Raw genomic sequence first — 22,033 nt, 5'->3', positions numbered from 1 at the left:
CCCCATGTACAAAGACATTCTCGTCCACATCCCCACCGAACGTCCCATGCGTTCCGCGATCGATGGCTCGATTTCGCTGGCGGCGCAGCTCAACGCCCATCTCGACGCGGTCGCGATCGGCTATGTCGCGACAAGTGCAGCTTACGTGATGGAGGGCGGCGCCGCGGTGGCGGCCGTGTTCGAGCTGGAACGCGAGCGCGCCGTGGAGCGGGCCGAGGCCGCGCTCTCAGTGTTCGGGATCGAAGCGGCGAACGCCGGCATTTCCTACGCCTGCCACCCGCTCGGCGCGATCCCGGTGGACGCAGCCGGCTCGCTCGGCGAGATGGCGCGGCTGCACGACCTCAGCGTCGTGCTTCAGCCGGAGCCTGCGCACGGCTCGTTCGACAACGACGTGCCGGGCGAAATCCTGTTTCAGTCAGGCGGCCCGGTGTTGTTCCTGCCCTACACCTTCCATGGAGCGTTCAAGGCGGGGCGGATCGGCATCTGCTGGGACGGCAGCCGCGTCGCGGCGCGGGCCGTGCACGACGCCGCACCGTTCCTGGCACGCGCCGAGGAGATCGTGATCATCACCATCAACGAAACCAGAGCGGTCTCGGACGAAGCTTCAGCGAGCAATCTGGCAAGACATCTCGGCCGGCGTGGACTGTCGACCCGCACGGTCGGCCTGTCGGCGACGCGCGCCGACATCCAGCCCACCATCCTGTCGCTGGCGGCCGACGAGGGGCTCGATCTCCTGGTGATGGGCGGCTATGGCCATTCGCGATTGCAGGAACGCGTTCTCGGCGGCGTCACCCGCGCCATGCTGGAAGCCATGACGGTCCCGACGCTGATGTCGCATTGAGACGAACAGGCGCCGTCATGCCGCGACTGGGGCCTCCCATGTCGCGGGCGCCGCGGCGCCATCGTCGTGCTTCACGTTGCAGGCGTCGAAATGCGCCTTGAGCTCGACCTCGGCGAGATATTCGAAATGCTCGGCCTGGCCGAGGAGTTGCCAGTTCTGGAGCGGCCGGTAGGCCGCCTGCTGACGACAGAGGGACGCCAGCGCCCGGTAGCGACGTACGTTCTCCATGAGACCCTCCCTCGCATTTGCAGAGCTTATTGCCCTTATTTGCGTCAGGCAAATGGCGGTTATGCAAAAGATTTGCTGCGCCCACCGCGCGCCTGGCCTCGGCCCGCTCTTGAAATGCGTATTCAGGCGAAAGTTCCAATTGGCGCCGACCGACACTCGGCCCCCCCCCCCCCGCCAAGGGCGGACAGTCTCGGCCGATTGCGGCGTCGCCTCGAGATTGGACATAGTCTACCGGAGACGACCTCCATCGCCTACGCGTACCCGCTGCGCAGAACTGACTTGCACGTGCGGAACTCGGCCGGCCTCGGCAGCGAGGCGAATGGCCGCAATATTGGTGGCGTAGTCGGCGGCGCCCTTGCCGCGGAACACGGCCGAACCCGCCACCAGCGTATCGGCGCCCGCGGCCGCCACGGCAGCCGCATTGTCGCGCGTGATACCGCCGTCGACCTCGATCCGGATCGGCCGGTCGCCGATCATGGCCTTGATCCGTTCGATCTTCGCGAGCTGGGATTCGAGGAAGGACTGGCCGCCAAATCCCGGATTGACCGTCATCACCAGCACGAGATCGACGCGATCGAGCACGTAGGCGATCGCGCTCTCGGGCGTGGCGGGACACAGACTGACACCGGCCTTCTTGCCGAGCGCACGGATCGCCTGCAGCGAGCGGTCGAGATGGGCGCCGGCTTCGGCGTGCACCGTGATGACGTCGGCTCCGGCCTTCGCGAACGATTCCAGATAAGGATCGACAGGCGCGATCATGAGATGCACGTCGAAGATCTTCTTGGTCGTCGGCCGGATCGCCTTGATGACGTCGGCACCGAAGCTGATGTTCGGCACGAAGTGTCCGTCCATGACGTCGCAATGGATCCAGTCGGCGCCGGCCGTGTCGATTGCCGCGACCTCCTCGCCGAGACGCGCAAAATCCGCAGCCAGGATCGAGGGGGCGATGATGATCTCTCTGGTCATGGCTTTGCACTCCGCGCATCGGCGCCGCCGCTGAAAACGCGGCTCGCCAGGACGTCCATGGGATCGATGGTTTCGAGGTCGGCGACATCGAGCATGCGATCGAGATCGGACACCAGGCGATCGGCCTGCCGCAGCCGGATGCGGTCGACGGCATTGCGGATCGAGCGCGCATTGGAGAAGAACGGCTGGGTCCGGCGCAGCGCGATGTATTTTTCGAACGCCTCCCGTGCCGCGGCCGAGAAGCGATAACCCCGCTCCTTCAGCATCAGCTCGGCAATGACGAGCAGCTCGGCCTCCGCATAGTCGGGGAATTCGATGTGGTGGGCGATGCGCGAGCGGAAGCCGGGATTGGAAGCGAAGAAGCTCGTCATTCGCTCGCCATAGCCGGCGAGGATCACGACGAGGTCCTCGCGCTGGTTCTCCATCACCTGGAGCAGGATCTCGATGGCCTCCTGGCCGTAGTCGCGCTCGTTGTCGGGGCGATGGAGGTAATAGGCCTCGTCGATGAACAACACGCCGCCCATCGCCTTCTTCAGGATCTCCTTGGTCTTCGGCGCGGTGTGGCCGATATATTGGCCGACGAGATCGTCACGTGTGACCGAGATCACCTGCCCGCGCCGCACGAAGCCGAGGCCGTGGAGGATCTTGGCCATGCGCAGCGCCACCGTGGTCTTGCCGGTGCCGGGATTGCCTGTGAACGACATGTGCAGCGTCGGCGGCGCGGAGGCCAGGCCCGCGCGCTGCCTGATACGTTCGATCAGCAGCAGTGAGGCAATCTGGCGCACGCGGCTCTTCACCGGCCTCAATCCGACCAGCTCCCGCTCGAGCTGCTGAAGCGTGTCGGTGATCCCAGCCGCTTCAGCTTCCTTGCGGAGATCGAAATGGGTCTCGCCGGGCTCGGTCGTGGTTGCGTGGGGAACATCCAGCATAGCTACCCTCGAAGAAAAGAGCTTCGCCGCGGGGAGCGGCGAAGCAGTGGTCCGCCAAGGATACGGAGCAGGGAGAGCTCCGCGCGGAAGAGAATGGCTATTGAGAGGCGTGGGCGGCCGGCTTCCGAACCGTGGTGTAACGGATCGCGCGGCCGCCGACTTCCTGCCGCACCAGCTCGAACTCCGCCTCTTGCGGCGGCCGGTTGACGAGGAAGGAGATCCGCACCGATTCCCAGCCATGGCTGGAATCGAAGCCGCTGATGCGGATGTAGCTGTTACCGTACACCCTGCGGCATTCGGCGAGCTCCATCATCACGCCGGCGGCGTCCTGAAGGTCGAACATCGGCAGGCCCCACATCTCCCAATAAGTATTGCGGGGATGCGGATCGTCAGTGAACTCGATGTTCACCGCCCAACCCTTGGTCAGGCAATATTGCACCTGCTTGGTGATCTGATCGTCGGTGAGATCGGGCAGGAACGAGAAGCAGCCTTGAGTCAGCTTCATGTCAAATCTCCTCAAACGGTTTCGAGCGCCGTCGGCACGAAGTCCGGCGTGTCGGTGGATTGATAGTTGAAGGTGACGTCCTTCCAGACCTCGAGCGCGGCCTTCAGCGGCGTGCAGGTCTCGGCCGCCTTGGCCAGGATCTCCGGGCCCTCGTGGACGTAGTCGCGGCCCTCGTTCCGGGCGAGGATCATCGCTTCCAGCGCTACGCGGTTGGCTATCGCGCCGGCCGCAATTCCCATGGGGTGACCGATGGTGCCGCCGCCGAACTGCAGCACGACGTCTTCGCCCAGAAGGTCGAGCAGCTGATGCATCTGGCCGGCATGGATGCCGCCGGAGGCAACCGGCATCATCTTGTTCAGGCTCGCCCAGTGCTGGTCGAAGAACAGGCCGTGCTCGAGCTTGGTCGGATTGAAGTCCTCGCGGCAAACGTCGTAGTAGCCGCGCGTGGTGTTGGGATCGCCTTCGAGCTTGCCGACCACCGTGCCGGCATGGATGTGGTCGACGCCGGCAAGGCGCATCCATTTGGCGATGACGCGGAACGACACGCCATGGCTCTTCTGCCGCGTATAGGTCGAGTGGCCGGCGCGGTGCAGATGCAGGATCATGTCGTTGCGCCGCGCCCATTTGGCCATCGACTGGATCGCGGTGTAACCGATCACGAGGTCGATCATGACGACGCACGACCCCAGCTCCTTCGCGAACTCGGCGCGCTCGTACATGTCCTCCATCGTGCCCGCGGTGATGTTCAAGTACGTGCCCTTCACCTCACCGGAGGCGGCCTGCGCGCGGTTCACGGCTTCCATGCAGTAGAGAAAACGATCGCGCCAGTGCATGAAGGGCTGCGAGTTGATGTTCTCGTCGTCCTTGGTGAAATCGAGCCCGCCCTTCAGTGCCTCATAGACCACGCGGCCATAGTTGCGGCCCGAAAGCCCGAGCTTCGGTTTCACCGTCGCGCCGAGCAGCGGCCGGCCGAACTTGTCGAGCCGCTCGCGCTCGACCACGATGCCGGTCGCCGGCCCCTGAAACGTCTTCACATAGGCGACGGGGAATCGCATGTCCTCCAACCGCAGCGCCTTGAGCGGCTTGAAGCCGAACACGTTGCCGATGATCGAGGCCGAGAGGTTCGCGATCGAGCCCGGCTCGAACAGGTCGAGGTCATAGGCGATGTAGGCGAAATACGAACCCGGCGCACCCGGGACCGGATCGACGCGGTAGCATTTGGCGCGATACTTCTCGGCGGCGGTCAGGCGATCGGTCCACACCACGGTCCAGGTCGCGGTCGAAGATTCACCGGCCACCGCGGCCGACGCCTCGATCGGGTCGACGCCTTCCTGCGGCGTCACGCGAAACAGTGCGATGACGTCGGTGTCCTTTGGCGTGTAATCGGGCTCCCAATAGCCCATGCGCTTATATTCCATCACGCCGGAGCGATAGCGCTCTTTGCCGCGGACCGTACCTGCATGTGCGTTCATGTCTCTCTCCTGTTCTTCTTCTCTGCTCTTTCTGATTGATCAGGCCGCAACCGGCTCGCGGGCGTCGACGCGCGGATCGAGCTCGCCCGCGCGATAGCGCCGTGCCATTTCGCTCAAGGGAATGACCTTGATCTTGCTCGCGTTGCCGGCCGAGCCGAACTGCTCGAAACGTTCGCGGCAAAGCTCGCGCATCGCATCCATCGCGGGCTTGAGGAATTTGCGCGGATCGAACTCCGAGCGCGTTTGCGCGGCGACCTTGCGGAACACCGCGGTCATCGCCAGCCGACAATCGGTGTCGATGTTGACCTTGCGTACGCCGCTCTTGATGCCACGGACGATCTCCTCGACCGGCACGCCCCAGGTCTGCGGCATCTCGCCGCCGAACTGGTTGAACATGTCCTGCAGCGGCTGCGGCACCGAGGAGGAGCCGTGCATCACCAGATGCGTGTTTGGCAGACGGCGGTGGATCTCCTCGACCACTCGCATCGCCAGGATGTCGCCGTCCGGCTTGCGGCTGAACTTGTAGGCGCCGTGCGAGGTACCCATCGCGATGGCGAGCGCATCGACCTTGGTGGCCTGGACGAAGTCGACCGCCTGGTCGGGATCGGTCAAGAGCTGGTCATGACTGACCTTGCCCTCGACCCCGTGACCATCTTCCTGCTCGCCGCCGCCGTGCTCCAGCGAGCCGAGCACGCCGAGCTCGCCTTCGACGGAGGCGCCGACCCAATGGGCGAGATCGACGACGCGGCGGGTGATCGCGACATTGTAGTCGTAATCGGCCGCCGTCTTGGCATCGGCTTTGAGCGAGCCGTCCATCATGACGGACGTGAAGCCGTGGGCGATCGCGGACGCGCAGGTCGCTTCGTCATTGCCGTGATCCTGGTGCATGCAAAGCGGGATGTCCGGATAGGTCCGCTCCAGCGCGTCGATCATGTGCGAGAGCATGAGATCGCCGGCGTAGCTGCGCGCGCCGCGCGAGGCCTGGATGATCACGGGCGCATCGACCTCGGCGGCTGCCTGCATGATCGCGATGCCCTGCTCCATGTTGTTGATGTTGAATGCCGGCACCGCGTAGCCATGAGACGCGGCGTGGTCGAGCAATTGTCGAAGGGTAATACGTGCCAAGGGAATTCTCCGTTTCCTGTCTTTCCGTCAGCTCAGATCAGCCGGCCCATCGCAGCGGCGGTGTCGGCCATGCGGTTGGAAAAGCCCCATTCGTTGTCGTACCAGCTCATGACCCGCACCAGATTGCCGTCCATGACTTTGGTCTGGTCGAGATGCACGATGCTCGAGCGCGGATCGTGGTTGAAGTCGGTGGAGACATTCGGCGCGTCGGTCGCTCCCAGAATGTCCTTCAACCGTCCCTTGGCAGCTGCCTGAAACGCCTCGTTGACCTCCTTCGCGCTCGTTGCGCGCCTGGCGACGAACTTGAAATCGACCACCGAAACGTTCGGCGTCGGCACACGGATCGCCACACCGTCGAGCTTGCCCTTCAGGGCCGGCAGCACCAGCCCCACCGCCTTGGCCGCACCGGTCGTGGTCGGGATCATCGACAGCGCCGCGGCGCGGGCGCGATAGAGGTCCTTGTGAAACGTATCGAGCGTCGGTTGGTCGCCGGTGTAAGAGTGGATCGTGGTCATGAAGCCCTTCTCGATCCCGACGGCCTCGTCCAGCACCTGCGCGAGCGGCGCGAGGCAGTTGGTCGAGCACGAGGCATTGGAGACCACGATGTGATCACCGGTCAGCGCGAGATGGTTGACACCGAATACGACGGTGAGATCGACCTCGCTCGCCGGCGCCGAGACCAGCACGCGCTTTGCGCCGGCCTCAAGATGCGCGGCGGCCTTCTCCCGCGAGGTGAACAAGCCCGTGCATTCCAATGCGATGTCGATGCCGAGCGCACGATGCGGCAGCTGCGCCGGATCTTTGATCGCAGTCACCTTGATCGGACCGCCTCCGATATCGATCGTATCGCCGTCGACTTTGACGTCGCCCGGAAAGCGGCCATGGACCGAGTCGAAGCGCAACAGATGCGCATTGGTCTCGACCGAACCGAGATCGTTGATCGCGACCACCTCGATATCGTTGCGGCGGGACTCGACGATCGCACGCAGCACGTTGCGACCGATCCGGCCAAACCCGTTGATGGCGACACGCAAGCTCATGCTGATTTTCCCTGGTTCCGACGTGCGACGGAGCGCCTGGCCGCCTCTGCAATACTCTGCGGCGTGATGCCGAATTCGCGATACAGCACCGGCGCCGGCGCCGAGGCGCCGAAGCCGCGCATGCCGACGAATTCGGCCTCGGCGCCGAGCCAGCGATGCCAATCACCGGCGACGGCCGCCTCGATTCCGACGCGCGGCGCGGTGCCGAGCACCGTGGCGCGGTAATCGTCCGGCTGCTCCTCGAACAGGGCGAAGCAGGGTGCGGACACCACGGCTGCACGGATGTACTCAGTCGCAAGCAAGCGAGCGGCTTCCGAGGCAATCGACACTTCCGAGCCGGTCGCAATCAGCGTCACGTCGCGGCCGCCGTCCGGCGAGACGACGAGATAGGCGCCGCGTGACACACGGTTTCTGCCGCGCGCATCGCTGCGGAAGGTCGGCAGCGCCTGCCGCGACAGGCACAGCACGGACGGACGGTTCTCGGAGCTGAGCGCGCAGTCCCAGGCCTCGAGTGTCTCCACCGCGTCGGCGGGACGGAACACCAGAAGATTCGGAATGACGCGCAGCGAGGCGAGATGCTCGACCGGCTGGTGCGTCGGGCCGTCCTCGCCGAGGCCGATCGAGTCGTGGGTCATCACGTGGATGACCCGCAGCCGCATCAGCGCCGCAAGGCGGATCGCGGGCCGGCTGTAATCGGAGAACGCCAGGAAGGTGCCGCCATAGGGAATGAAGCCGCCATGGAGCGCGAGGCCGTTCATCGCGGCGGCCATGCCGTGCTCGCGGATGCCGTAGTGGATGTAGTCGCCGGCGAAAGCGCCGCGCTTGACGGGAGCTTGCGCCTTGGCGTGCGTGAGGTTCGAATGCGTCAGGTCCGCGGAGCCGCCGACCAAACCGGCAATCGTCCCGGCGATGCCATCGAGCACCTGTTGCGAGGCCTGCCGTGTCGCGAGCTTCGGACGTTCGCTAGCAAAGCGCTCCCGTAATTTCGCGGCGGCCAGCGCATAGGCGGCAGGCAGAGCGACGGCCTTGCCCTCGACGAACAGATCGCGCTGCTCGGGTGTCGCGCGTTCATAGCGATCGAGCCAGGCGAGCCGATCGACTTGTCCGCGCTGCCCGATCATCCGCCACGCCTTGAGCACCGGCATCGGCACCACGAAGGGTTGATAGTCCCAGCCGAGCGCCCGCCGCGCTGCCGCGGCCTGCTCGATCCCAAGCGGCGCGCCATGGGCCTTCTCCGTGCCTTGCCGATCCGGCGCGCCGTAGCCGATGATGGTGCGGCAGGCGATCAGCGACGGTTTTGCAGTCTCGCGCTCCTCTGCGATCGCCTGCGCAATCGCTTCGGGATCGTGCCCGTCGATGCTGCGTACCGACCAGCCAGAGGCGGCGAAACGCGCGAGCTGATCGTCGGACGTGGCCAGCGAGGTCGCTCCGTCGATCGAGATCCCGTTGTCGTCGAACAGCACGATCAGTCGGCCGAGCCCGAGATGGCCGGCGAGCGAGATCGCCTCCTGGCTGAGGCCTTCCATGAGACAGCCGTCGCCGGCGATCACATAAGTGAAGTGATCGACGAGGCCGTCGCCATGCCGCGCATTGGCCATCCGTTCGGCGAGCGCCATGCCGACCGCGGTTGCGATCCCCTGCCCCAGCGGCCCTGTCGTGGTCTCCACGCCCGGCGTATGGCCGTATTCCGGATGGCCCGGCGTTTTCGAGCCCCATTGCCGGAAGGCCTTGATATCGTCGAGGCTGACGTCGCCGCCGGTCAGATGCAGCAGGGCATAGAGCAGCATCGAGCCATGACCGGCCGACAGCACGAAGCGATCGCGGTCCGGCCAATTGGGATGCGCCGAGTCGAATTTCAGGAAGCGCGAGAACAGTACGGTCGCGACATCGGCCATGCCCATGGGCAGGCCGGGATGGCCCGACTGCGACGTCTCGATGGCATCGACCGCGAGGAAGCGGACGGCGTTCGCGAGATCATTGTGCGCGACCGCATTGAGGTCGGCTTCGGCATGAACCGAGATGTTCATCGGATCCTCCCATTGTTGTTGGTGTTCGTCACTTCAGGTTCCGCTTGCGCTCGATGAGCTGCATGATCAGCGGCGTCAGGATCAGCTGCATCGCGAGATCGAGCTTCGCGCCGGGGCAGACGATGGAATTCGCGCGCGACATCCAGCTCTGCGGCAGCATCGACAGCAGATAAGGGAAGTCGATGCCGCGCGGGTTCTTGAAGCGGATCACCACCATCGATTCGTCCGGCGTCGGGATCCAGCGCGCGACGAACGGATTGGAGGTGTCCACCGTCGGCACGCGCTGGAAGTTGATGTCGGTCTCGGTGAATTGCGGGCAGATGTAGTGGATGTAGTCGGGCATCCGCCGCAGGATGGTGTCGGTGACCGCCTCGGTCGAATAGCCGCGCGCGCTGCGATCGCGATGCAGCTTCTGGATCCATTCGAGATTGATGACCGGAACGACGCCGATCTTGAGGTCGGCATAGCGCGCGACATTGACCTTGTCGGTAACCACGGCGCCGTGCAGGCCCTCGTAGAACAACAGGTCCGAGTTCTCCGGCAGCTTCTCCCAATCGGTGAATGTGCCGGGCGCCACGCCGTGCAGCGCCGATTCCTCGGCGTCGTGAACATAGTGCCGCGTCACCGCCGTGCCGGTCTCGCCATAATCTCGGAACGCACGCTCCAGCTCCTCGAACAGGTTGGTCTCGGGGCTGAAATGGCTGAAATGCTTGTTGCCTCGATCAGCCTCCTTGGCCATCTGCGCGCGCATCTCGGCGCGGTCGTAGCGGTGGAAGGCGTCACCCTCGATGTAGGCCGCGTTGACCTTCTCGCGGAAAAAAATCTGCTCGAACGTCTTCTTCACCGAGGTGGTGCCGGCGCCGGAGGAGCCGGTGATCGAGATGATCGGATGCTTCCTGGACATGGGACGCCTCGCTCACAACCGGAAGAAGCCGCGCCGCGCGAACAGCGGTGCGGAGACGCTGGCGACCAGCAGCGGATCGCAATGCAGCTCCTCGACGCGGCGCACCTCGTTGCTTGAGCCCATGATCAGCGGCACGCGCTGGTGCAGGCTCTGCGCCGAGAGGTCGAGGATGCGCTCGCGTCCCGTCGTGGCGGAGCCGCCGGCCTGCTCGATGATCATCGCCATCGGGTGCGCCTCGTAAGTCAGGCGCAAGCGGCCGTCGCCGTAGCCGGGACGCGCGTCGGAAGGGTAGAGGAAGATGCCGCCGCGGGTGAGGATGCGATAGGCCTCGGCAACCAGCGAGCCGACCCAGCGCATGTTGAAATCGTGGTTGGCGGGCCCATCGACGCCGGCGAGACATTCGTCGATGAAGGCACGCACCGGCGGATCCCAGTGCCTACGGTTCGACGAATTGATCGCGAATTCCTCGCAGGCCTCGGCGATCTGCACGCCGCTGCGCGCGAGGCGGAAGCAGCCCGCCTTGCGGTCGAGCGTGAAGATGTCGACGCCCTCGCCGAGCGTCAGCACCAGGGAGGTCTGCGGACCGTAGGTGACGAAGCCCGCCGCGAGCTGCGCCGAGCCGCGCTGATGGAAGGCGAGCGTCAGGTCGTCCGGGGCGGGCAGGATCGAGAAGATCGTGCCCACGGTCATGTTGATGTCGATGTTGGAGGAGCCGTCGAGCGGATCAATCGCGATGCAGATCTTTGCCTCGCGATCGCCGATCTGAGCCTCGCGCATCTCTTCCGAGGCGAGCGCTGCGATCGGCATCTTGCTGAGGCAGCGGCGCAGGATCGCATCGGCCTGCACGTCGAGGTCGCGCTGGAGGTCGCCGTCGCTGTTGCGGCCGGTGGTCAGGCCGGAGGCGTCCGCAAGATCGCCCGCGGCGATGAGGTCGGCGATCTCGATGGCTGCCGCCGCGATGGCATCGACCGCAGCTGCCACGGCCAGCGCATGCGGCGCGGTCTCGGAATACCGTTGAAGGTGATCGTCCAGCCTGAGTTGCCCGGTCATCTGCGTCCATCCCCTTTGCCGGCGCCGCCTCCAATTGCCTCCCCGCTGGAGGTTGGTGCGATCAGTCCCGGCATCAGGAGCTTGACAGGGGCAGCTTAATAAGGAAAATTTCTATTCATAATGAGCGTCAAAGAATTTTCTTATAATGGCCCCAGCCATGCGGCGGCTCAGCTCCGGCATCTGACGATCCGGCAGCTGCGCTCGCTTGCGGCGCTCTCGGTCAAGGGCAGCGTGACGGCGGCCTCCGGGCATCTCGGGCTGACCCAGCCGGCCGTGACCCAGCAGCTGCGGCAGCTTCAGGATCTCGCCGGCCTGCCGCTGGTGCAGCGGACCGGCGACGGCATGCTGCTGACCGAGGCGGGCAAGGAGGTGCTGACGCTGGCCGAGCGGGTCGAGGCCGCCATCATGGACTGTCAGGGCGCGCTCGACCTGCTCGCGGGCCGGACCGGCGGCACCGTGCATCTCGGCGCGGTCTCGACCGCGAAATATTTCGTGCCGCATGCGATCGCGGCGTTCTCCAAGCGGTACCCCAAGATCGAGATCAAGCTCGCCATCGGCAATCGCGAGGAGATCCGCGAGGCCATGCACGGCTACGACCTCGATTTCGCGGTGATGGGTCGGCCACCGGCCGACGTCTCCGTCGACGTCCGCCAGCTCGGGCGCAACCCGCACATCATCGTCGCGCGCAAGGGGCACTGGCTGGAGAAGGATTCCGGCCTCAACCTGACCGATCTCGTGCACGAAACCTTCCTCACCCGCGAGCCCGGCTCGGGCACGCGGACGCTGATGGAGGGCATGTTCCAGAAGTCCGACCTCGAGCCGATCATCGGCATGGAGATGAGCAGCAACGAAACCATCAAGCAGGCGGTCATCGCCGGGCTCGGCATCGCCTTCATCTCGGCCCACACGGTGGCGCATGAGCTCGCCGAGGGCCGGCTCGTCGTGCTCGACGTCGCGGGCCTGCCGATCGTGCGGCAATGGTACGTGATCCGCCGCAGCGACAAGGTACTGCTGCCGCCGGCGCAGGCGATGTTCGATTTTCTGGGCTCGGAAGGGTCGAACTACCTGCCCGACGTGCCCGAGTTCGGCGGAGGATAATCCGCCGGCGCTCAGCTCATCAGCTTCATCGCGACGGTGGCCGCCAGGATCACGATGATCTGGAGCAGGCGCTCCGTCGTGAAGATGCGGTTGAAGGTGGTCATTGCTTGCCCCGGCCGGCGTGAAGGAGATTTCGATCGGCCCGTTGCTAGCACAGGCGCCGCGCGAGACAACTCCGTAATTGCCACGAGGGCGATCGCGCCTGCGGCGGGCCGGTTCACGGCTGCGCCGGTCGTTAACGATCAGGCTGCGAGCGGAGCGGCGTAGTCCGTGCGCAACGCGAAATAGGCTTCCAGCTCCGACAGCGCCCGCGCTTCCCACTCCCGCGCCTGCTCCAGCAGCGACCAGCTCTGGCCCGGGCGGAATGCAGCGGTCTGGCGATAGAGCGATGCGATGCCGCGATAGCGTCGCACGTTCTCAAAGATGGCGTGACCGTTCATGTCCGAAAACTCCCTCGTCATTCCCGCGGGAGAAATTGCGGTCAAATCTTTTTCGAAAAGTTAGCGGCGCGCGACAAGCTCGCGGATGGTTGCCGGACTGTTGCGCGCACGCAACGCGCAACGTCGTGCCAGGACGATCTCGATAGCGATTTATTGCGGATTCGTTGCCGCGCTCTCGCCCGGGGGATTCAGCCCGCCACGGCGGATGATCCTGATCGTCTCGCGGCAGAGATCGGCAAAGCCGATCAGCAGCACGGCGAGCAGGCAGAACAGGTTGATGGAATCGGTATTTGCGCTGGATAGCGCGTTGAATTCGAAGAAGGGCGGAATGAATGCCCACCACACCAGCGGAACGGTGAACAGCGCGGCGAACACCGCCGCCGGCGCGCCCGCTATCAGGCCGAGCACGAACAGGGCGGGCAGGAATACTGCAAAATACAGCTTTGCGCCGAGCGCGACGCAGATGCCCTGAAGCACAGCCGACACAGCGACAACGACGCATCCAAGCAGAAACGCCTGCCACGACCACGGCCGTACCCGCGGTACGCCAAACAGCCCCGCACGCTTCATCAGTCTCCCCCTGCTGCCCGTTAACCGGGTCCGATTGAGACGAAAGTACTACAGCGGCAGGCAAACCGCGAGATGGAAATTGCACCCCCACGGGATTGGTAAACGAGCCGCAAAGCACCACTCCGGGAGGCCTGCAGGCTGGCTCGGGTGCGCGTGTCCCGGACAAGCTGCAACGCGTTGAGCGTTGCGGCGCAGAGCCGGGACCCAGGGCGACACGGCACAATGCGGATGGATGGGCCCCGGCTCTGCAGCGCACCACCCCCGACGATGCTTCGCATCGCCGGGCCGCTGCACCTGCGTCCGGGGCACGAGAGCGAAGTGGGACGCAGGCGTTCTCCGCGCCGTCATTGCGAGGAGCTCGCGACAAAATTGGCTGGCAATCGCGGCGCGTTTCGCCCGAGGTTTGATTGATCACTCCGCCCTCAAAGCCAAGAGCAACTGTGCTGGAGTTAGACCGGTGAGCGGCCAGCCTCAAGGCTGGCGCTGGCGCGCCCCCGCCTTCGGCGGCTAACGGCCTTGACCCCGTCCGCTCACCGGTCTGTTGGCTTTGCAAGCGCTCGGTCGGAGACGAGCGCCTCAGGGTGACGGAACCGTAGCCCGGATGAGCGCAGCGACATCCGGGTCTGCGCAAGCACTGTCCCGGGTATCGCTGCGCTCACCCGGGCTACCAAGAAGAGATCATCACCTCACTCGCACCGGCGTTCCATCCGCCATCGTCGTCACACCCTTCCGCTCCACGATCATCCCATAGGCGCGCGGCTGGCGGTGGACGTCGAAATTGAAGGTGGTGCGCTTGTAGGAATTGCAGAGGTCGAGATCGCAGCGGGCGAGCGCGAGCTCGTCGCCCTTGGTCGTGCACCGCGCGATGATTTCGCCCGAAGGCGCGATGACGCAGCTGCCGCCGATGTGGTCCACGCCCTCCTCGACGCCGGCCTTGGCGACGCCGACCACGAAGGTGCCGTTCTGATAGGCGCCGGCCTGCATGACCAGATGGTTGTGGAACAGCGAGAGATCGTCATGCTCGGGCGCGGGCGGATTGTGCACCGGCGTGTTGTAGCCGATCATCACCATCTCGACGCCCTGCAGGCCCATCACCCGATAGGTCTCGCTCCAGCGGCGATCATTGCAGATCGCCATGCCCATTACGCCGCCGAAGGCATCGACGACACCGAAGCCGCTGCCCGGCTCGAAATAGCGCTTCTCCAGATGCTGAAATTTTCGCCACGGCTCATGCTCGGCATGGCCTGGCAGATGGACCTTGCGATATCTGGCGACGATGGCGCCGTTCTTGTCGACGAGAATGGAGGTGTTGTAGCGCCTGACAATTCCGGCCTCGACCGTCAGCTCGGCATAGCCGAGGGTGAAGCCGATGCCGGTCGCGCGCGCAAGGTCGAACAGGGCCTGCGTCTCCGGACCCGGCATCTCGCGCTCGAAGAAGCCGTCGATCTCGGCTTGATCCTCGAAATACCAGCGCGGGAAAAACGTCGTCAGCGCAAGCTCGGGATAGACGATCAGGTCGCAGCCGCAAGCCTTCGCCTCGCGCATCAAGGCCATCAGCCGGGCCACGACCTGGGTCCTGTTCTCGGTCCTGGCGATCGGGCCAAGCTGGCCGGCTGCAACAGTCACAACTCTCGCCACGCGTCATTCCTTCGTTTCCGAGTGCGTCGGGTCTGAGCCTATCGAGCGGCGCACCGCACGCACAGGCCGGCTTCCCCATCGTCCTGACGGGACACAATCAAATTCCATGCCTATGGGTATCATCGTGCGGCGCCGCGCGATCATTCGCGAAAGTCCGGGAACTTCGTTGCGGATATGCAACGGTTCCCCACCGTCTGAAGCCGGACAAAACAAACTCCCATTCCGGCCACGAACCGCTCTCACAAGGCCGTGAGACTATCAGGGGAACGACGATGCGTGCACAACGCGTTTGGAAAGTGAATGGGGACGCCAGCATCGGGCAGCTCCAATCCAGACTGGACGATCTGAACAAGCGTCTGGGTCAGCTCGAAAGCCAGCATCCGGAGAGCTGGAAGCTCGAAGAGCTGAGAGCGAGCGCGCTCAGCCTGTCGCGCGAGATCGACGACATCCGCTGCGCCGAGGCGACGGCGGCCTTGAGCGAGCTGCTGCGGAAATAATCAGCACACGGCGAGTTCGTCGATTCGGGGCGCTGAAGGAACCAACGTCACGTGCCGCCATTTCCATGAGAGCATGGAGCACGATCATGACCAGGCACCTGACAAGAGCCCATCTCGCGCGCGGCGTGGCCGGTGCGGTGTCCACGCTGGTCCTGTGCGCGACGGCCGCCTTCGCCCTCGCGCGCCACTTCGCGTTGTGAAGAATTTGGCGCTGTGAGGGATTTCACATGACGTCCGATCCCGAGGAGCAGGTGAGGCTGCAAGGTTTTGGCGAAATGACGTTGCGCACGGCCGTCGCGACACTGATGCAGCTCGCGCCGCGCGAGCGCGCGGAGGCCGCGATCTTCCGCGTGCGCGACGACGTGCGGCTGGCGTCGAGCGAAGTTGCCGAGCTCGCATCACACTGGGGCATCGCGCCGGCGCCGAACGTGCGATCGCCAAGACTGGTCCCCGAGCAGCACTGGCCGGACGTCCTTCGCGGCATGGTCCGCGAGGCGCCGCTGCCGGCACTGATGGTGGCGTTTCTGGTGGGGGTGTTGGTGGCGAGGCGGTGAGAAGATCCACCGCCCGCCGGACGTCCCCGCCCTATTCGTGACGGTCCATTGCAGACGTCGCCTTGGTGTCGCGCATCGTCAGATAGACCAGCAGCGAAACCGCGATGCAGCCGGTCAGATACCAGTAGAACCAGCTTTCGTGACCGATGGACTTGAACCACAACGCGATCGATTCGGCGGTGCCGCCGAAGATCGAGACGGTCAGCGCATAGGGCACGCCGACGCCCGTCGCGCGCACGCTGGTCGGAAACAGTTCCGCCTTCACCACCGCATTGATCGCGGTATAGCCTGATACGATCATCCAGGCAGCGGCAATCAGCAGGAAGGCGGAAAATGCATCGTGCGTGGCCTGCAGCGTCGTCAACAGGGGGATGGTGAACAGCGTGCCGGACACGCCGAAGCCGATCAGCAGCCATTTGCGCCCGATGCGGTCGGAGATCGCACCGTAAACCGGTTGCAGCACCATCGCGAAGACGAGGCTTCCTGCCGTCACCATGGTGGTCTGGTCGTCGGTCAGCTTCACCGAGAGGCGAAGGAATTTCTGCATGTAGGTGGTGTAGGTATAGAAGGCCGCCGTACCGCCCATCGTCAGTCCCACCACCAGCATCAGCTCGCGCGGATAGTTCAGCAACGCGCGGATCGAGCTGGATTTCTTCACCGCGGCCTGGCTGCTCTTGAAGGCATCGGTTTCGTGCAGATTGCTGCGCATCAAGGCCGCGACGACGGCGAGAACGGCGCCGAACGCAAACGGCACGCGCCAGCCCCAGGCGCGGATTTCGTCAGTCGACAGAAAGACTTTCTGCAACAGAAGCAGCACGAGGATGGCGCAGAGCTGGCCGCCGATCAGGGTCACGTACTGAAAGCTGGAGTAGAAGCCGCGGTTCTTCTCGTCGGCGACCTCGCTGAGATAGGTGGCGCTGGTGCCGTATTCGCCGCCGAGACTCAGCCCCTGCAGCACCCGCGCCAGGCCGAGGATGACAGGAGCGGCCAGGCCGATCGAAGCATAAGTCGGCGTCACCGCGATGATCAGCGAACCGAAGCACATCATCACGACCGACAGTGTCAGTGCATTGCGCCGGCCATAGCGATCAGCGAGATGGCCGAACAGCCAGCCACCGAGCGGACGTACCAGGAAGCCCGCCGCAAACAGCAACGCCGCGTTGAGCTGCTGCACCACCTCGTCGCCATCAGGGAAGAACGCCTTGGCGAAATAGAGGGAGAACGCCGCATAGGCGTAGAAATCGTACCACTCGACGAGATTGCCGACCGAGCCGACGAAGATCGCGCGCAACCGGCGCTTCATGTCGCTGACATCGGCACGCGATTCCGTGAGGGGCGCTCCGACAGTCTGAATTGAGGCTTCCTGTGAACTCACGACGTCCTCCGCAGATTTATTGGAAAACCGGATGGTTTCGGCACGCCTTCAGCAACGGCTGTGCCAATCGCGTGCGGAGTGCGGAAACGCGGAGAATTGCGGGGAACTGCGCGGATTCTGGGGGAATACGGCCTCGCGAGGGCCAAAACATCGGCAGGAATCCGCCGACGCGAATGTCGACATCGGCGGATTTCCGCCGATCGCCGCCGGCTCAGGACTCCTTGCGGCCGGGCCGTGTCAGCGCGTATTTCGCCATCTTCTCGTTCAACGTTCGGCGTGGCACGCCGAGATCCTCGGTGACGGCAGCGATCGACCAGTCATGCTCGCGCAAGGCAGCCTCGATCAGCGCGCGCTCATAGGCCGCAACACGGTCGGCGAGCGACCGCTGCGGCGCTCCCGGTTCGCCGCGCCGAAGGATCTCGGCAACGCTGCGGCCGGTCGCGACCAGTCCCAGCGCATAACGTTCGGCAACGTTCTTCAGCTCGCGCACATTGCCGGGCCAGTCATGTGCAAGCAGCGCGTCGAGATCGTCCGCCCGCAGCGGCGACATCGTGCGGCCCGCGCCCTTGGCGGCAGCGGCGGCAAAATGCTCGAACAGCAGCAGGACATCATTGTCGCGCTCGCGCAGCGCCGGCAGGCGGATCTCCGCCGCGGCAAGACGGAAGTAAAGATCGGAGCGGAAACGTCCCTGGCGGCTGTCCGCCGCGAGATCGCCCTTGGCAGCCGCGATGATCCGAACGTCGATGGGCAGGAGCTTGTTGGACCCGACCCGCTCGATCGCGCGCTCCTGGAGCGCCCGCAGGATCTTGGCCTGGAACGGAAGCGGCATGCTTTCGATCTCGTCGAGCAGCAGCGTGCCGCCGCTGGCGTGCTCGAACTTTCCGATGCGGGCGCCACGGGCGCCGGTGAAGGCACCGGCCTCGTGGCCGAACAATTCGCTTTCGAACAATTCGGCCGGAATCGCGGCGCAGTTCACGGCGACGAAAGGCGCCTTCGCGCGCGGTCCGAAATCGTGCAACGCGCGCGCCACGACCTCCTTGCCGGTTCCGGTCTCGCCCGTGACGATCACGTCGCGATCGTGACCGGCGAGCTCGAGCACGCTGGCGCGCACCGCGGCCATCGGCTTCGACAGGCCGATCAGGCGGGCATCGATCGCGCCAGGAGCGGCGAGACGATCGGCGAGCTGGCTGAGCTGCACTTTCAACCGCCGCCGCTCGATTGCGCGGGTGATGACCGCCGAAAGCAGTTCGGGATCGTGAGGCTTCTGCAGGAAGTCGTAGGCGCCCTCCCGCATCGCAGCCACGGCCAGCGGCACGTCGCCATGCGCGGTCAGGAGCACCACGGGAATATCAGGGTCGGCGCGATGAATGTCACCCATCAATTCGAGCCCGGATCGGTGCGGCATGCGAAAATCGGTCAGCACGGCCTCGGGCGGAGCTTCCTTCACGAGGCGAATGGCCTCGTCCGCGCCGGCGGCAACCCGGACCGTGAAGCCGCCGAGCTCCAGCCATTGCCGCACCGAATTGCGGACGATCTCCTCATCGTCGACGACGAGCACGGAGCCGCTCATGCCTGCAATTCCCGATGTTCCGGGGCCGGCGCGGCATCCATGACCGGAATGACGACCTTGAAGGTCGAGCCCCTGCCGGGCGCGCTGTCCACCAAGATATTTCCTCCGAACTCCCTGACGATTCCGTACGAAATCGAAAGCCCGAGGCCAAGCCCCTCGCCGATCTCCTTGGTGGTGAAGAACGGGTCGAACAGCGATTTGATGTGCTCGGGCGCAATGCCGGCACCGGTATCGCTGATCTCGATCACGGCGCTGTCGCCCCGCCGGCCGAGCGCGACCTCGAGCACCCGCCGCTCGGAATCGCGCATCGCGTCGATCGCATTCGACAACAGGTTGACGATCACCTGCTCGAGCCGGATCGAATTGGCAAGACTATGCAGCGGCTCGGCGGGCGCAGTGCGCACCATCTCGATATGCTCGTTGTTGATCCGGTATTGCAGCAGGCGAACCGCATTGTCGATGACAGGCGCGAGCTCGACGGCGCTGCGTGTGCCGGTCTCCTTGCGCGCGAACATCCGTAAGTGATCGATCAGCGCCATCATGCGTTCGGCGATCGAAGACATCAGATCGAGGTTGGCGGCGGCACGATCGACCTCGTTGCGACGGAGCAGGACGCGACTGCTCGCGACATAGGTGATCAGCGCCGCGAGCGGCTGGTTGATCTCGTGCGCGACACCGGCGAGCGCCTGACCGAGGCTCGCGAGCTTGGCGCTCTGCACGAGACTTTCGAGGGTGCGGCGCAGCTCTTCCGTGCGTTCGGCCACGCGCCGCTCGAGAACGTCATGCGCCTCGAGCTTCGTCCTGACGGCCTGCCGCCGCTGATAGGCAACCAGCACGACCAGCAGCGAAGCGACGAGAGCGAGGACGCCCGCGATCGCAACAGTCGCCGCACTGCGCCGTGCATCCGCGACGTCCGAGAACAGCAGCAGCTTCCAGCCCTGGTCATGCGGATGGACCTGAAGTGCGTATTCGCCGAGCTCCACATTGCCGCTGCCGCGCGCGCGACCGATCTGAACGCGCTGCCGGTCCCGCTCGGGCACGAAGACCGGAGCTGCATCGATCGCCTGACCGAATTGCTGCACGGCGTTCAATTCAGCGAGCCGCTCGGCGGGGACCGGGAGCAGCGGACGATATTTCCAGTCCTCGCGGCTGGCGAGGAAGATCACGCCGTTCTCGTCCTCCATCGCCACGAGGTCGCCGGCCCGCGCCCAGTCGGCCTCGAGCGCGCTGAGATCGATCTTGACCACGGCGACGCCGAGGGTTTTGCCCCCCTCCACGATCCGGTGCGACAGGAAATAGCCGGGCTGTCCCGTGGTGGCGCCGACGGCGTAGTAATGGCCCTCGCCGGTTCGCATCGCATCGACGAAATAGGCGCGGAAGGCGTAATTGTGTCCGACGAAGCTCGAATCCTGGTCGAAATTGCTCGCCGCCAGCGCAAGGCCTGTGCTGTCGAGAACATACAGCTCGGCAGATCGCGCGCCCTGGTTGAGCGATTTGAGGTAGCGATTGGCGGCGGCAGTCGCTGCCGCATCGTGGGGATCGCGGTAGAGCTCGCGGATGGGATCGGCGAGCGACAGGACCGCCGGCAAATAGCGATAGCGCGCGACCGTTGCGTCGAAGGTGCTGGCGATCAGCGCGAGCCGGTCCTTGGCCTCCCGCTGCATGCGCGCAAACCCCGCATCCAGGGCAAGAACGTAGGTCAGCCAGCCCACCGCCGCGATCGCCGCGAGCGCAAGGGCGCCCATCAGCGTTTGCCGCAGCAGGGCTGGACGAGGAGGTTGCATCTGCGCTCCGGATCGGGACGATATCGCTAGGTATCACATCGCGCGACCGGCGCCGCGGCGGATAACGGGGCTTGCCAAGGGAACGCCGAGCCGTCCGTTCATTGGTGGACAGCTAACGGGAGCGGCCGCAAGCCATGCCGCCGCGACAAGCCGCCCTGCCCGGCCAAATCCGCCGTGGACCCGCCCCGAAAATCGTTGCAGAAAGGCGCTCCGAGGTGCCGGCGGCCGGTCGGCCAAGCCTCTGGAAAACGTCGACTTTTGGAAGAATGGTCGGAGTGGCAGGATTCGAACCTGCGACCCCTGCGTCCCGAACGCAGTGCTCTACCGGGCTGAGCCACACTCCGACAAGAAGGCGGCTTATAGCGTTGGGTTTGACGCACCGCAAGCGGCCGAGATGAGGAATTTTGTCCCTGTGAAAACGGGTGTTGAAACGCTGATTTTACCGGCCGGCGTGGCCGGCGCGGAAGCCGCTGCCCGGACCCTGGCGGCCGGCGGGCTGGTCGCGTTTCCGACCGAGACGGTCTACGGGCTCGGGGCCGATGCCGCCAACGCCACCGCGATCGCCCACCTCTACGCCGCCAAGGGGCGGCCGGCGTTCAATCCGCTGATCGCGCATGTCGCCGGCCTCTCGGCCGCGCAACGGATCGGGCGGTTCGACGCGCGCGCGTTGAAGCTTGCGGAGGCGTTCTGGCCGGGGCCGCTGACGCTGGTGGTGCCGAAGACGGAGGGCTGCCCGGTGGCGGATCTCGCCACCGCCGGCCTCGACACGGTCGCGATCCGCATTCCCGCCCATCCTGTCGCGCAGGCGATCCTGCGCGCCTTTGGCGGGGCGGTGGTGGCGCCGTCCGCCAACATCTCCGGTCACGTCTCGCCGACGCTGGCCGCCCATGTCGAAAGCGATTTATCGGGGCGGATCGACCTGATCGTCGACGGCGGGCCTGTGACGGTCGGCGTCGAATCGACCATTATCGGCTGCTTCGAGACGGCGATGCTGCTGCGACCCGGCGGGCTGTCGCGCGAGCGGATCGAGGCGGTGCTGGGTGCGAGCCTAGTGCGACCGACGGCCGAGGGCGAGAGCGACGACAGCCAACCGTTGGCGCCGGGCATGCTGGCCTCGCATTACGCACCGCGCGCTCCCGTGCGGCTCAACGCGCAGGAGGTGGCGCCCGGCGAAGCGCTGCTGGGGTTCGGACCGGCGCGCCTGCCCGGTATGGAGGCCGCAGCCGCCGTCATGAATCTGTCGCCCACCGGTGATCTCGATGAAGCCGCCGCCAATCTGTTCGGCTATCTTCGCAGCCTGGATGCGAAGGGGCCGCGGACGATCGCGGTGATGACGATTCCCGAGGAAGGCCTCGGCGAAGCGATCAACGACCGGCTGCGCCGGGCCGCGGTTGCGCGATAAGAAGCTTGAGAAGAGACA

The 22,033-nt window shown here is 65.2% G+C and carries 21 protein-coding genes and 1 tRNA gene; 5 read left to right on the top strand and 17 right to left on the bottom strand.

The window, feature by feature from the left end:
- The first annotated feature begins 4 nt into the window (after nt 1–4).
- Nucleotides 5–841 carry a universal stress protein gene (locus UNPA324_RS24050; protein ID WP_164935898.1) on the top strand — a complete coding sequence of 279 codons (837 nt, stop codon included), beginning with the start codon at nt 5–7 and terminating at the stop codon, nt 839–841.
- Between the two features lie 15 nt (nt 842–856).
- On the opposite strand, the gene UNPA324_RS24045 is transcribed toward UNPA324_RS24050, so the two are convergent.
- From UNPA324_RS24045 to UNPA324_RS24000, 10 genes are all read right to left on the bottom strand, one after another.
- Nucleotides 857–1,069, bottom strand: a complete 213-nt coding sequence (locus UNPA324_RS24045) for a hypothetical protein (protein ID WP_128916729.1) — start codon at nt 1,067–1,069, stop codon at nt 857–859.
- Between the two features lie 228 nt (nt 1,070–1,297).
- Entirely contained in the window at nt 1,298–2,035 is a 738-nt protein-coding gene (gene rpe, locus UNPA324_RS24040) for a ribulose-phosphate 3-epimerase (protein WP_128916728.1), read from the bottom strand.
- Nucleotides 2,032–2,964, bottom strand: a complete 933-nt coding sequence (gene cbbX, locus UNPA324_RS24035) for a CbbX protein (RefSeq protein ID WP_141936266.1) — start codon at nt 2,962–2,964, stop codon at nt 2,032–2,034. The genes rpe and cbbX overlap by 4 nt, the downstream gene beginning before the upstream one ends.
- A gap of 97 nt (nt 2,965–3,061) precedes the next feature.
- On the bottom strand, nt 3,062–3,469 hold the full coding sequence (locus UNPA324_RS24030) for a ribulose bisphosphate carboxylase small subunit (RefSeq protein ID WP_128916726.1): 408 nt from the start codon (nt 3,467–3,469) through the stop codon (nt 3,062–3,064).
- Between the two features lie 11 nt (nt 3,470–3,480).
- Nucleotides 3,481–4,941, bottom strand: a complete 1,461-nt coding sequence (locus UNPA324_RS24025; RefSeq protein ID WP_128916725.1) for a form I ribulose bisphosphate carboxylase large subunit — start codon at nt 4,939–4,941, stop codon at nt 3,481–3,483.
- 39 nt (nt 4,942–4,980) lie between these two features.
- A complete protein-coding gene (gene fba, locus UNPA324_RS24020; RefSeq protein WP_141936264.1) occupies nt 4,981–6,066 on the bottom strand; it encodes a class II fructose-bisphosphate aldolase in 1,086 nt (361 codons plus the stop codon).
- Nucleotides 6,067–6,098: 32 nt separating this feature from the next.
- Nucleotides 6,099–7,106: a type I glyceraldehyde-3-phosphate dehydrogenase gene (gap, locus tag UNPA324_RS24015; RefSeq protein WP_141936262.1), complete on the bottom strand. Its 1,008-nt coding sequence runs from the start codon at nt 7,104–7,106 to the stop codon at nt 6,099–6,101.
- Nucleotides 7,103–9,133 (bottom strand): transketolase, encoded by a 2,031-nt coding sequence (tkt, locus tag UNPA324_RS24010; protein WP_141936260.1) that lies wholly within the window; start codon nt 9,131–9,133, stop codon nt 7,103–7,105. Before tkt ends, gap begins: the two co-directional genes overlap by 4 nt.
- Before the next feature lie 28 nt (nt 9,134–9,161).
- On the bottom strand, nt 9,162–10,037 hold the full coding sequence (locus UNPA324_RS24005) for a phosphoribulokinase (RefSeq protein ID WP_128916721.1): 876 nt from the start codon (nt 10,035–10,037) through the stop codon (nt 9,162–9,164).
- 12 nt (nt 10,038–10,049) lie between these two features.
- Nucleotides 10,050–11,087 (bottom strand): class 1 fructose-bisphosphatase, encoded by a 1,038-nt coding sequence (locus tag UNPA324_RS24000; protein WP_141936257.1) that lies wholly within the window; start codon nt 11,085–11,087, stop codon nt 10,050–10,052.
- 120 nt (nt 11,088–11,207) lie between these two features.
- Here UNPA324_RS24000 and UNPA324_RS23995 point away from each other — a divergent pair, with 120 nt between their 5' ends.
- Nucleotides 11,208–12,185, top strand: a complete 978-nt coding sequence (locus UNPA324_RS23995; protein ID WP_128916719.1) for a LysR family transcriptional regulator — start codon at nt 11,208–11,210, stop codon at nt 12,183–12,185.
- Between the two features lie 242 nt (nt 12,186–12,427).
- Here the strand turns inward: UNPA324_RS23995 and UNPA324_RS23990 are convergent, their stop codons facing one another.
- The 3 genes from UNPA324_RS23990 to UNPA324_RS23980 form a co-directional block, all read right to left on the bottom strand.
- Nucleotides 12,428–12,625 carry a hypothetical protein gene (locus tag UNPA324_RS23990; RefSeq protein WP_141936255.1) on the bottom strand — a complete coding sequence of 66 codons (198 nt, stop codon included), beginning with the start codon at nt 12,623–12,625 and terminating at the stop codon, nt 12,428–12,430.
- A gap of 150 nt (nt 12,626–12,775) precedes the next feature.
- Nucleotides 12,776–13,195, bottom strand: coding sequence for a DUF4118 domain-containing protein (locus UNPA324_RS23985; RefSeq protein WP_141936254.1), 420 nt, complete (start codon nt 13,193–13,195; stop codon nt 12,776–12,778).
- Between the two features lie 681 nt (nt 13,196–13,876).
- Nucleotides 13,877–14,833 (bottom strand): N-carbamoyl-D-amino-acid hydrolase, encoded by a 957-nt coding sequence (locus UNPA324_RS23980; RefSeq protein ID WP_141936252.1) that lies wholly within the window; start codon nt 14,831–14,833, stop codon nt 13,877–13,879.
- A 272-nt stretch (nt 14,834–15,105) separates the two neighbouring features.
- Between UNPA324_RS23980 and UNPA324_RS23975 the strand changes: the two genes are divergently transcribed.
- Both UNPA324_RS23975 and UNPA324_RS23970 read left to right on the top strand, forming a co-directional pair.
- Nucleotides 15,106–15,330, top strand: coding sequence for a hypothetical protein (locus UNPA324_RS23975; RefSeq protein WP_128916715.1), 225 nt, complete (start codon nt 15,106–15,108; stop codon nt 15,328–15,330).
- Between the two features lie 227 nt (nt 15,331–15,557).
- On the top strand, nt 15,558–15,884 hold the full coding sequence (locus tag UNPA324_RS23970) for a hypothetical protein (RefSeq protein WP_128916714.1): 327 nt from the start codon (nt 15,558–15,560) through the stop codon (nt 15,882–15,884).
- Between the two features lie 31 nt (nt 15,885–15,915).
- Here the strand turns inward: UNPA324_RS23970 and UNPA324_RS23965 are convergent, their stop codons facing one another.
- The 4 genes from UNPA324_RS23965 to UNPA324_RS23950 form a co-directional block, all read right to left on the bottom strand.
- Entirely contained in the window at nt 15,916–17,187 is a 1,272-nt protein-coding gene (locus UNPA324_RS23965) for an MFS transporter (RefSeq protein WP_141936250.1), read from the bottom strand.
- 283 nt (nt 17,188–17,470) lie between these two features.
- On the bottom strand, nt 17,471–18,829 hold the full coding sequence (locus UNPA324_RS23960; protein ID WP_141936248.1) for a sigma-54-dependent transcriptional regulator: 1,359 nt from the start codon (nt 18,827–18,829) through the stop codon (nt 17,471–17,473).
- Nucleotides 18,826–20,613 carry a sensor histidine kinase gene (locus UNPA324_RS23955; RefSeq protein ID WP_141936246.1) on the bottom strand — a complete coding sequence of 596 codons (1,788 nt, stop codon included), beginning with the start codon at nt 20,611–20,613 and terminating at the stop codon, nt 18,826–18,828. The genes UNPA324_RS23960 and UNPA324_RS23955 overlap by 4 nt, the downstream gene beginning before the upstream one ends.
- A 267-nt stretch (nt 20,614–20,880) precedes the next feature.
- Nucleotides 20,881–20,957, bottom strand: a tRNA-Pro gene (locus UNPA324_RS23950).
- 68 nt (nt 20,958–21,025) lie between these two features.
- On the opposite strand from UNPA324_RS23950, the gene UNPA324_RS23945 reads away from it, so the two are divergent.
- Complete coding sequence (locus tag UNPA324_RS23945; protein ID WP_181769496.1) at nt 21,026–22,015, top strand: L-threonylcarbamoyladenylate synthase; 990 nt, start codon at nt 21,026–21,028, stop codon at nt 22,013–22,015.
- The last annotated feature ends 18 nt before the right edge of the window (nt 22,016–22,033 follow it).

Origin of the sequence: Bradyrhizobium sp. UNPA324 (genome assembly GCF_006658635.1) — a bacterium.
Classification (GTDB): Bacteria; Pseudomonadota; Alphaproteobacteria; order Rhizobiales; family Xanthobacteraceae; genus Bradyrhizobium; species Bradyrhizobium nanningense.
The sequence above is the reverse complement of the archived record's forward strand: the minus strand, read 5'-3'. Positions and strand labels throughout refer to the sequence as shown.

Coding starts and splice junctions, on each gene's coding strand:
- UNPA324_RS24050 (WP_164935898.1), top strand. CDS start 5: ATGTACAAAGACATTCTCGTCCACATCCCCACCGAACGTCCCATGCGT.
- UNPA324_RS24045 (WP_128916729.1), bottom strand. CDS start 1,069: ATGGAGAACGTACGTCGCTACCGGGCGCTGGCGTCCCTCTGTCGTCAG.
- rpe (WP_128916728.1), bottom strand. CDS start 2,035: ATGACCAGAGAGATCATCATCGCCCCCTCGATCCTGGCTGCGGATTTT.
- cbbX (WP_141936266.1), bottom strand. CDS start 2,964: ATGCTGGATGTTCCCCACGCAACCACGACCGAGCCCGGCGAGACCCAT.
- UNPA324_RS24030 (WP_128916726.1), bottom strand. CDS start 3,469: ATGAAGCTGACTCAAGGCTGCTTCTCGTTCCTGCCCGATCTCACCGAC.
- UNPA324_RS24025 (WP_128916725.1), bottom strand. CDS start 4,941: ATGAACGCACATGCAGGTACGGTCCGCGGCAAAGAGCGCTATCGCTCC.
- gap (WP_141936262.1), bottom strand. CDS start 7,106: ATGAGCTTGCGTGTCGCCATCAACGGGTTTGGCCGGATCGGTCGCAAC.
- tkt (WP_141936260.1), bottom strand. CDS start 9,133: ATGAACATCTCGGTTCATGCCGAAGCCGACCTCAATGCGGTCGCGCAC.
- UNPA324_RS24005 (WP_128916721.1), bottom strand. CDS start 10,037: ATGTCCAGGAAGCATCCGATCATCTCGATCACCGGCTCCTCCGGCGCC.
- UNPA324_RS24000 (WP_141936257.1), bottom strand. CDS start 11,087: ATGACCGGGCAACTCAGGCTGGACGATCACCTTCAACGGTATTCCGAG.
- UNPA324_RS23995 (WP_128916719.1), top strand. CDS start 11,208: ATGAGCGTCAAAGAATTTTCTTATAATGGCCCCAGCCATGCGGCGGCT.
- UNPA324_RS23990 (WP_141936255.1), bottom strand. CDS start 12,625: ATGAACGGTCACGCCATCTTTGAGAACGTGCGACGCTATCGCGGCATC.
- UNPA324_RS23985 (WP_141936254.1), bottom strand. CDS start 13,195: ATGAAGCGTGCGGGGCTGTTTGGCGTACCGCGGGTACGGCCGTGGTCG.
- UNPA324_RS23975 (WP_128916715.1), top strand. CDS start 15,106: ATGCGTGCACAACGCGTTTGGAAAGTGAATGGGGACGCCAGCATCGGG.
- UNPA324_RS23970 (WP_128916714.1), top strand. CDS start 15,558: ATGACGTCCGATCCCGAGGAGCAGGTGAGGCTGCAAGGTTTTGGCGAA.
- UNPA324_RS23965 (WP_141936250.1), bottom strand. CDS start 17,187: ATGAAGCGCCGGTTGCGCGCGATCTTCGTCGGCTCGGTCGGCAATCTC.
- UNPA324_RS23960 (WP_141936248.1), bottom strand. CDS start 18,829: ATGAGCGGCTCCGTGCTCGTCGTCGACGATGAGGAGATCGTCCGCAAT.
- UNPA324_RS23955 (WP_141936246.1), bottom strand. CDS start 20,613: ATGCAACCTCCTCGTCCAGCCCTGCTGCGGCAAACGCTGATGGGCGCC.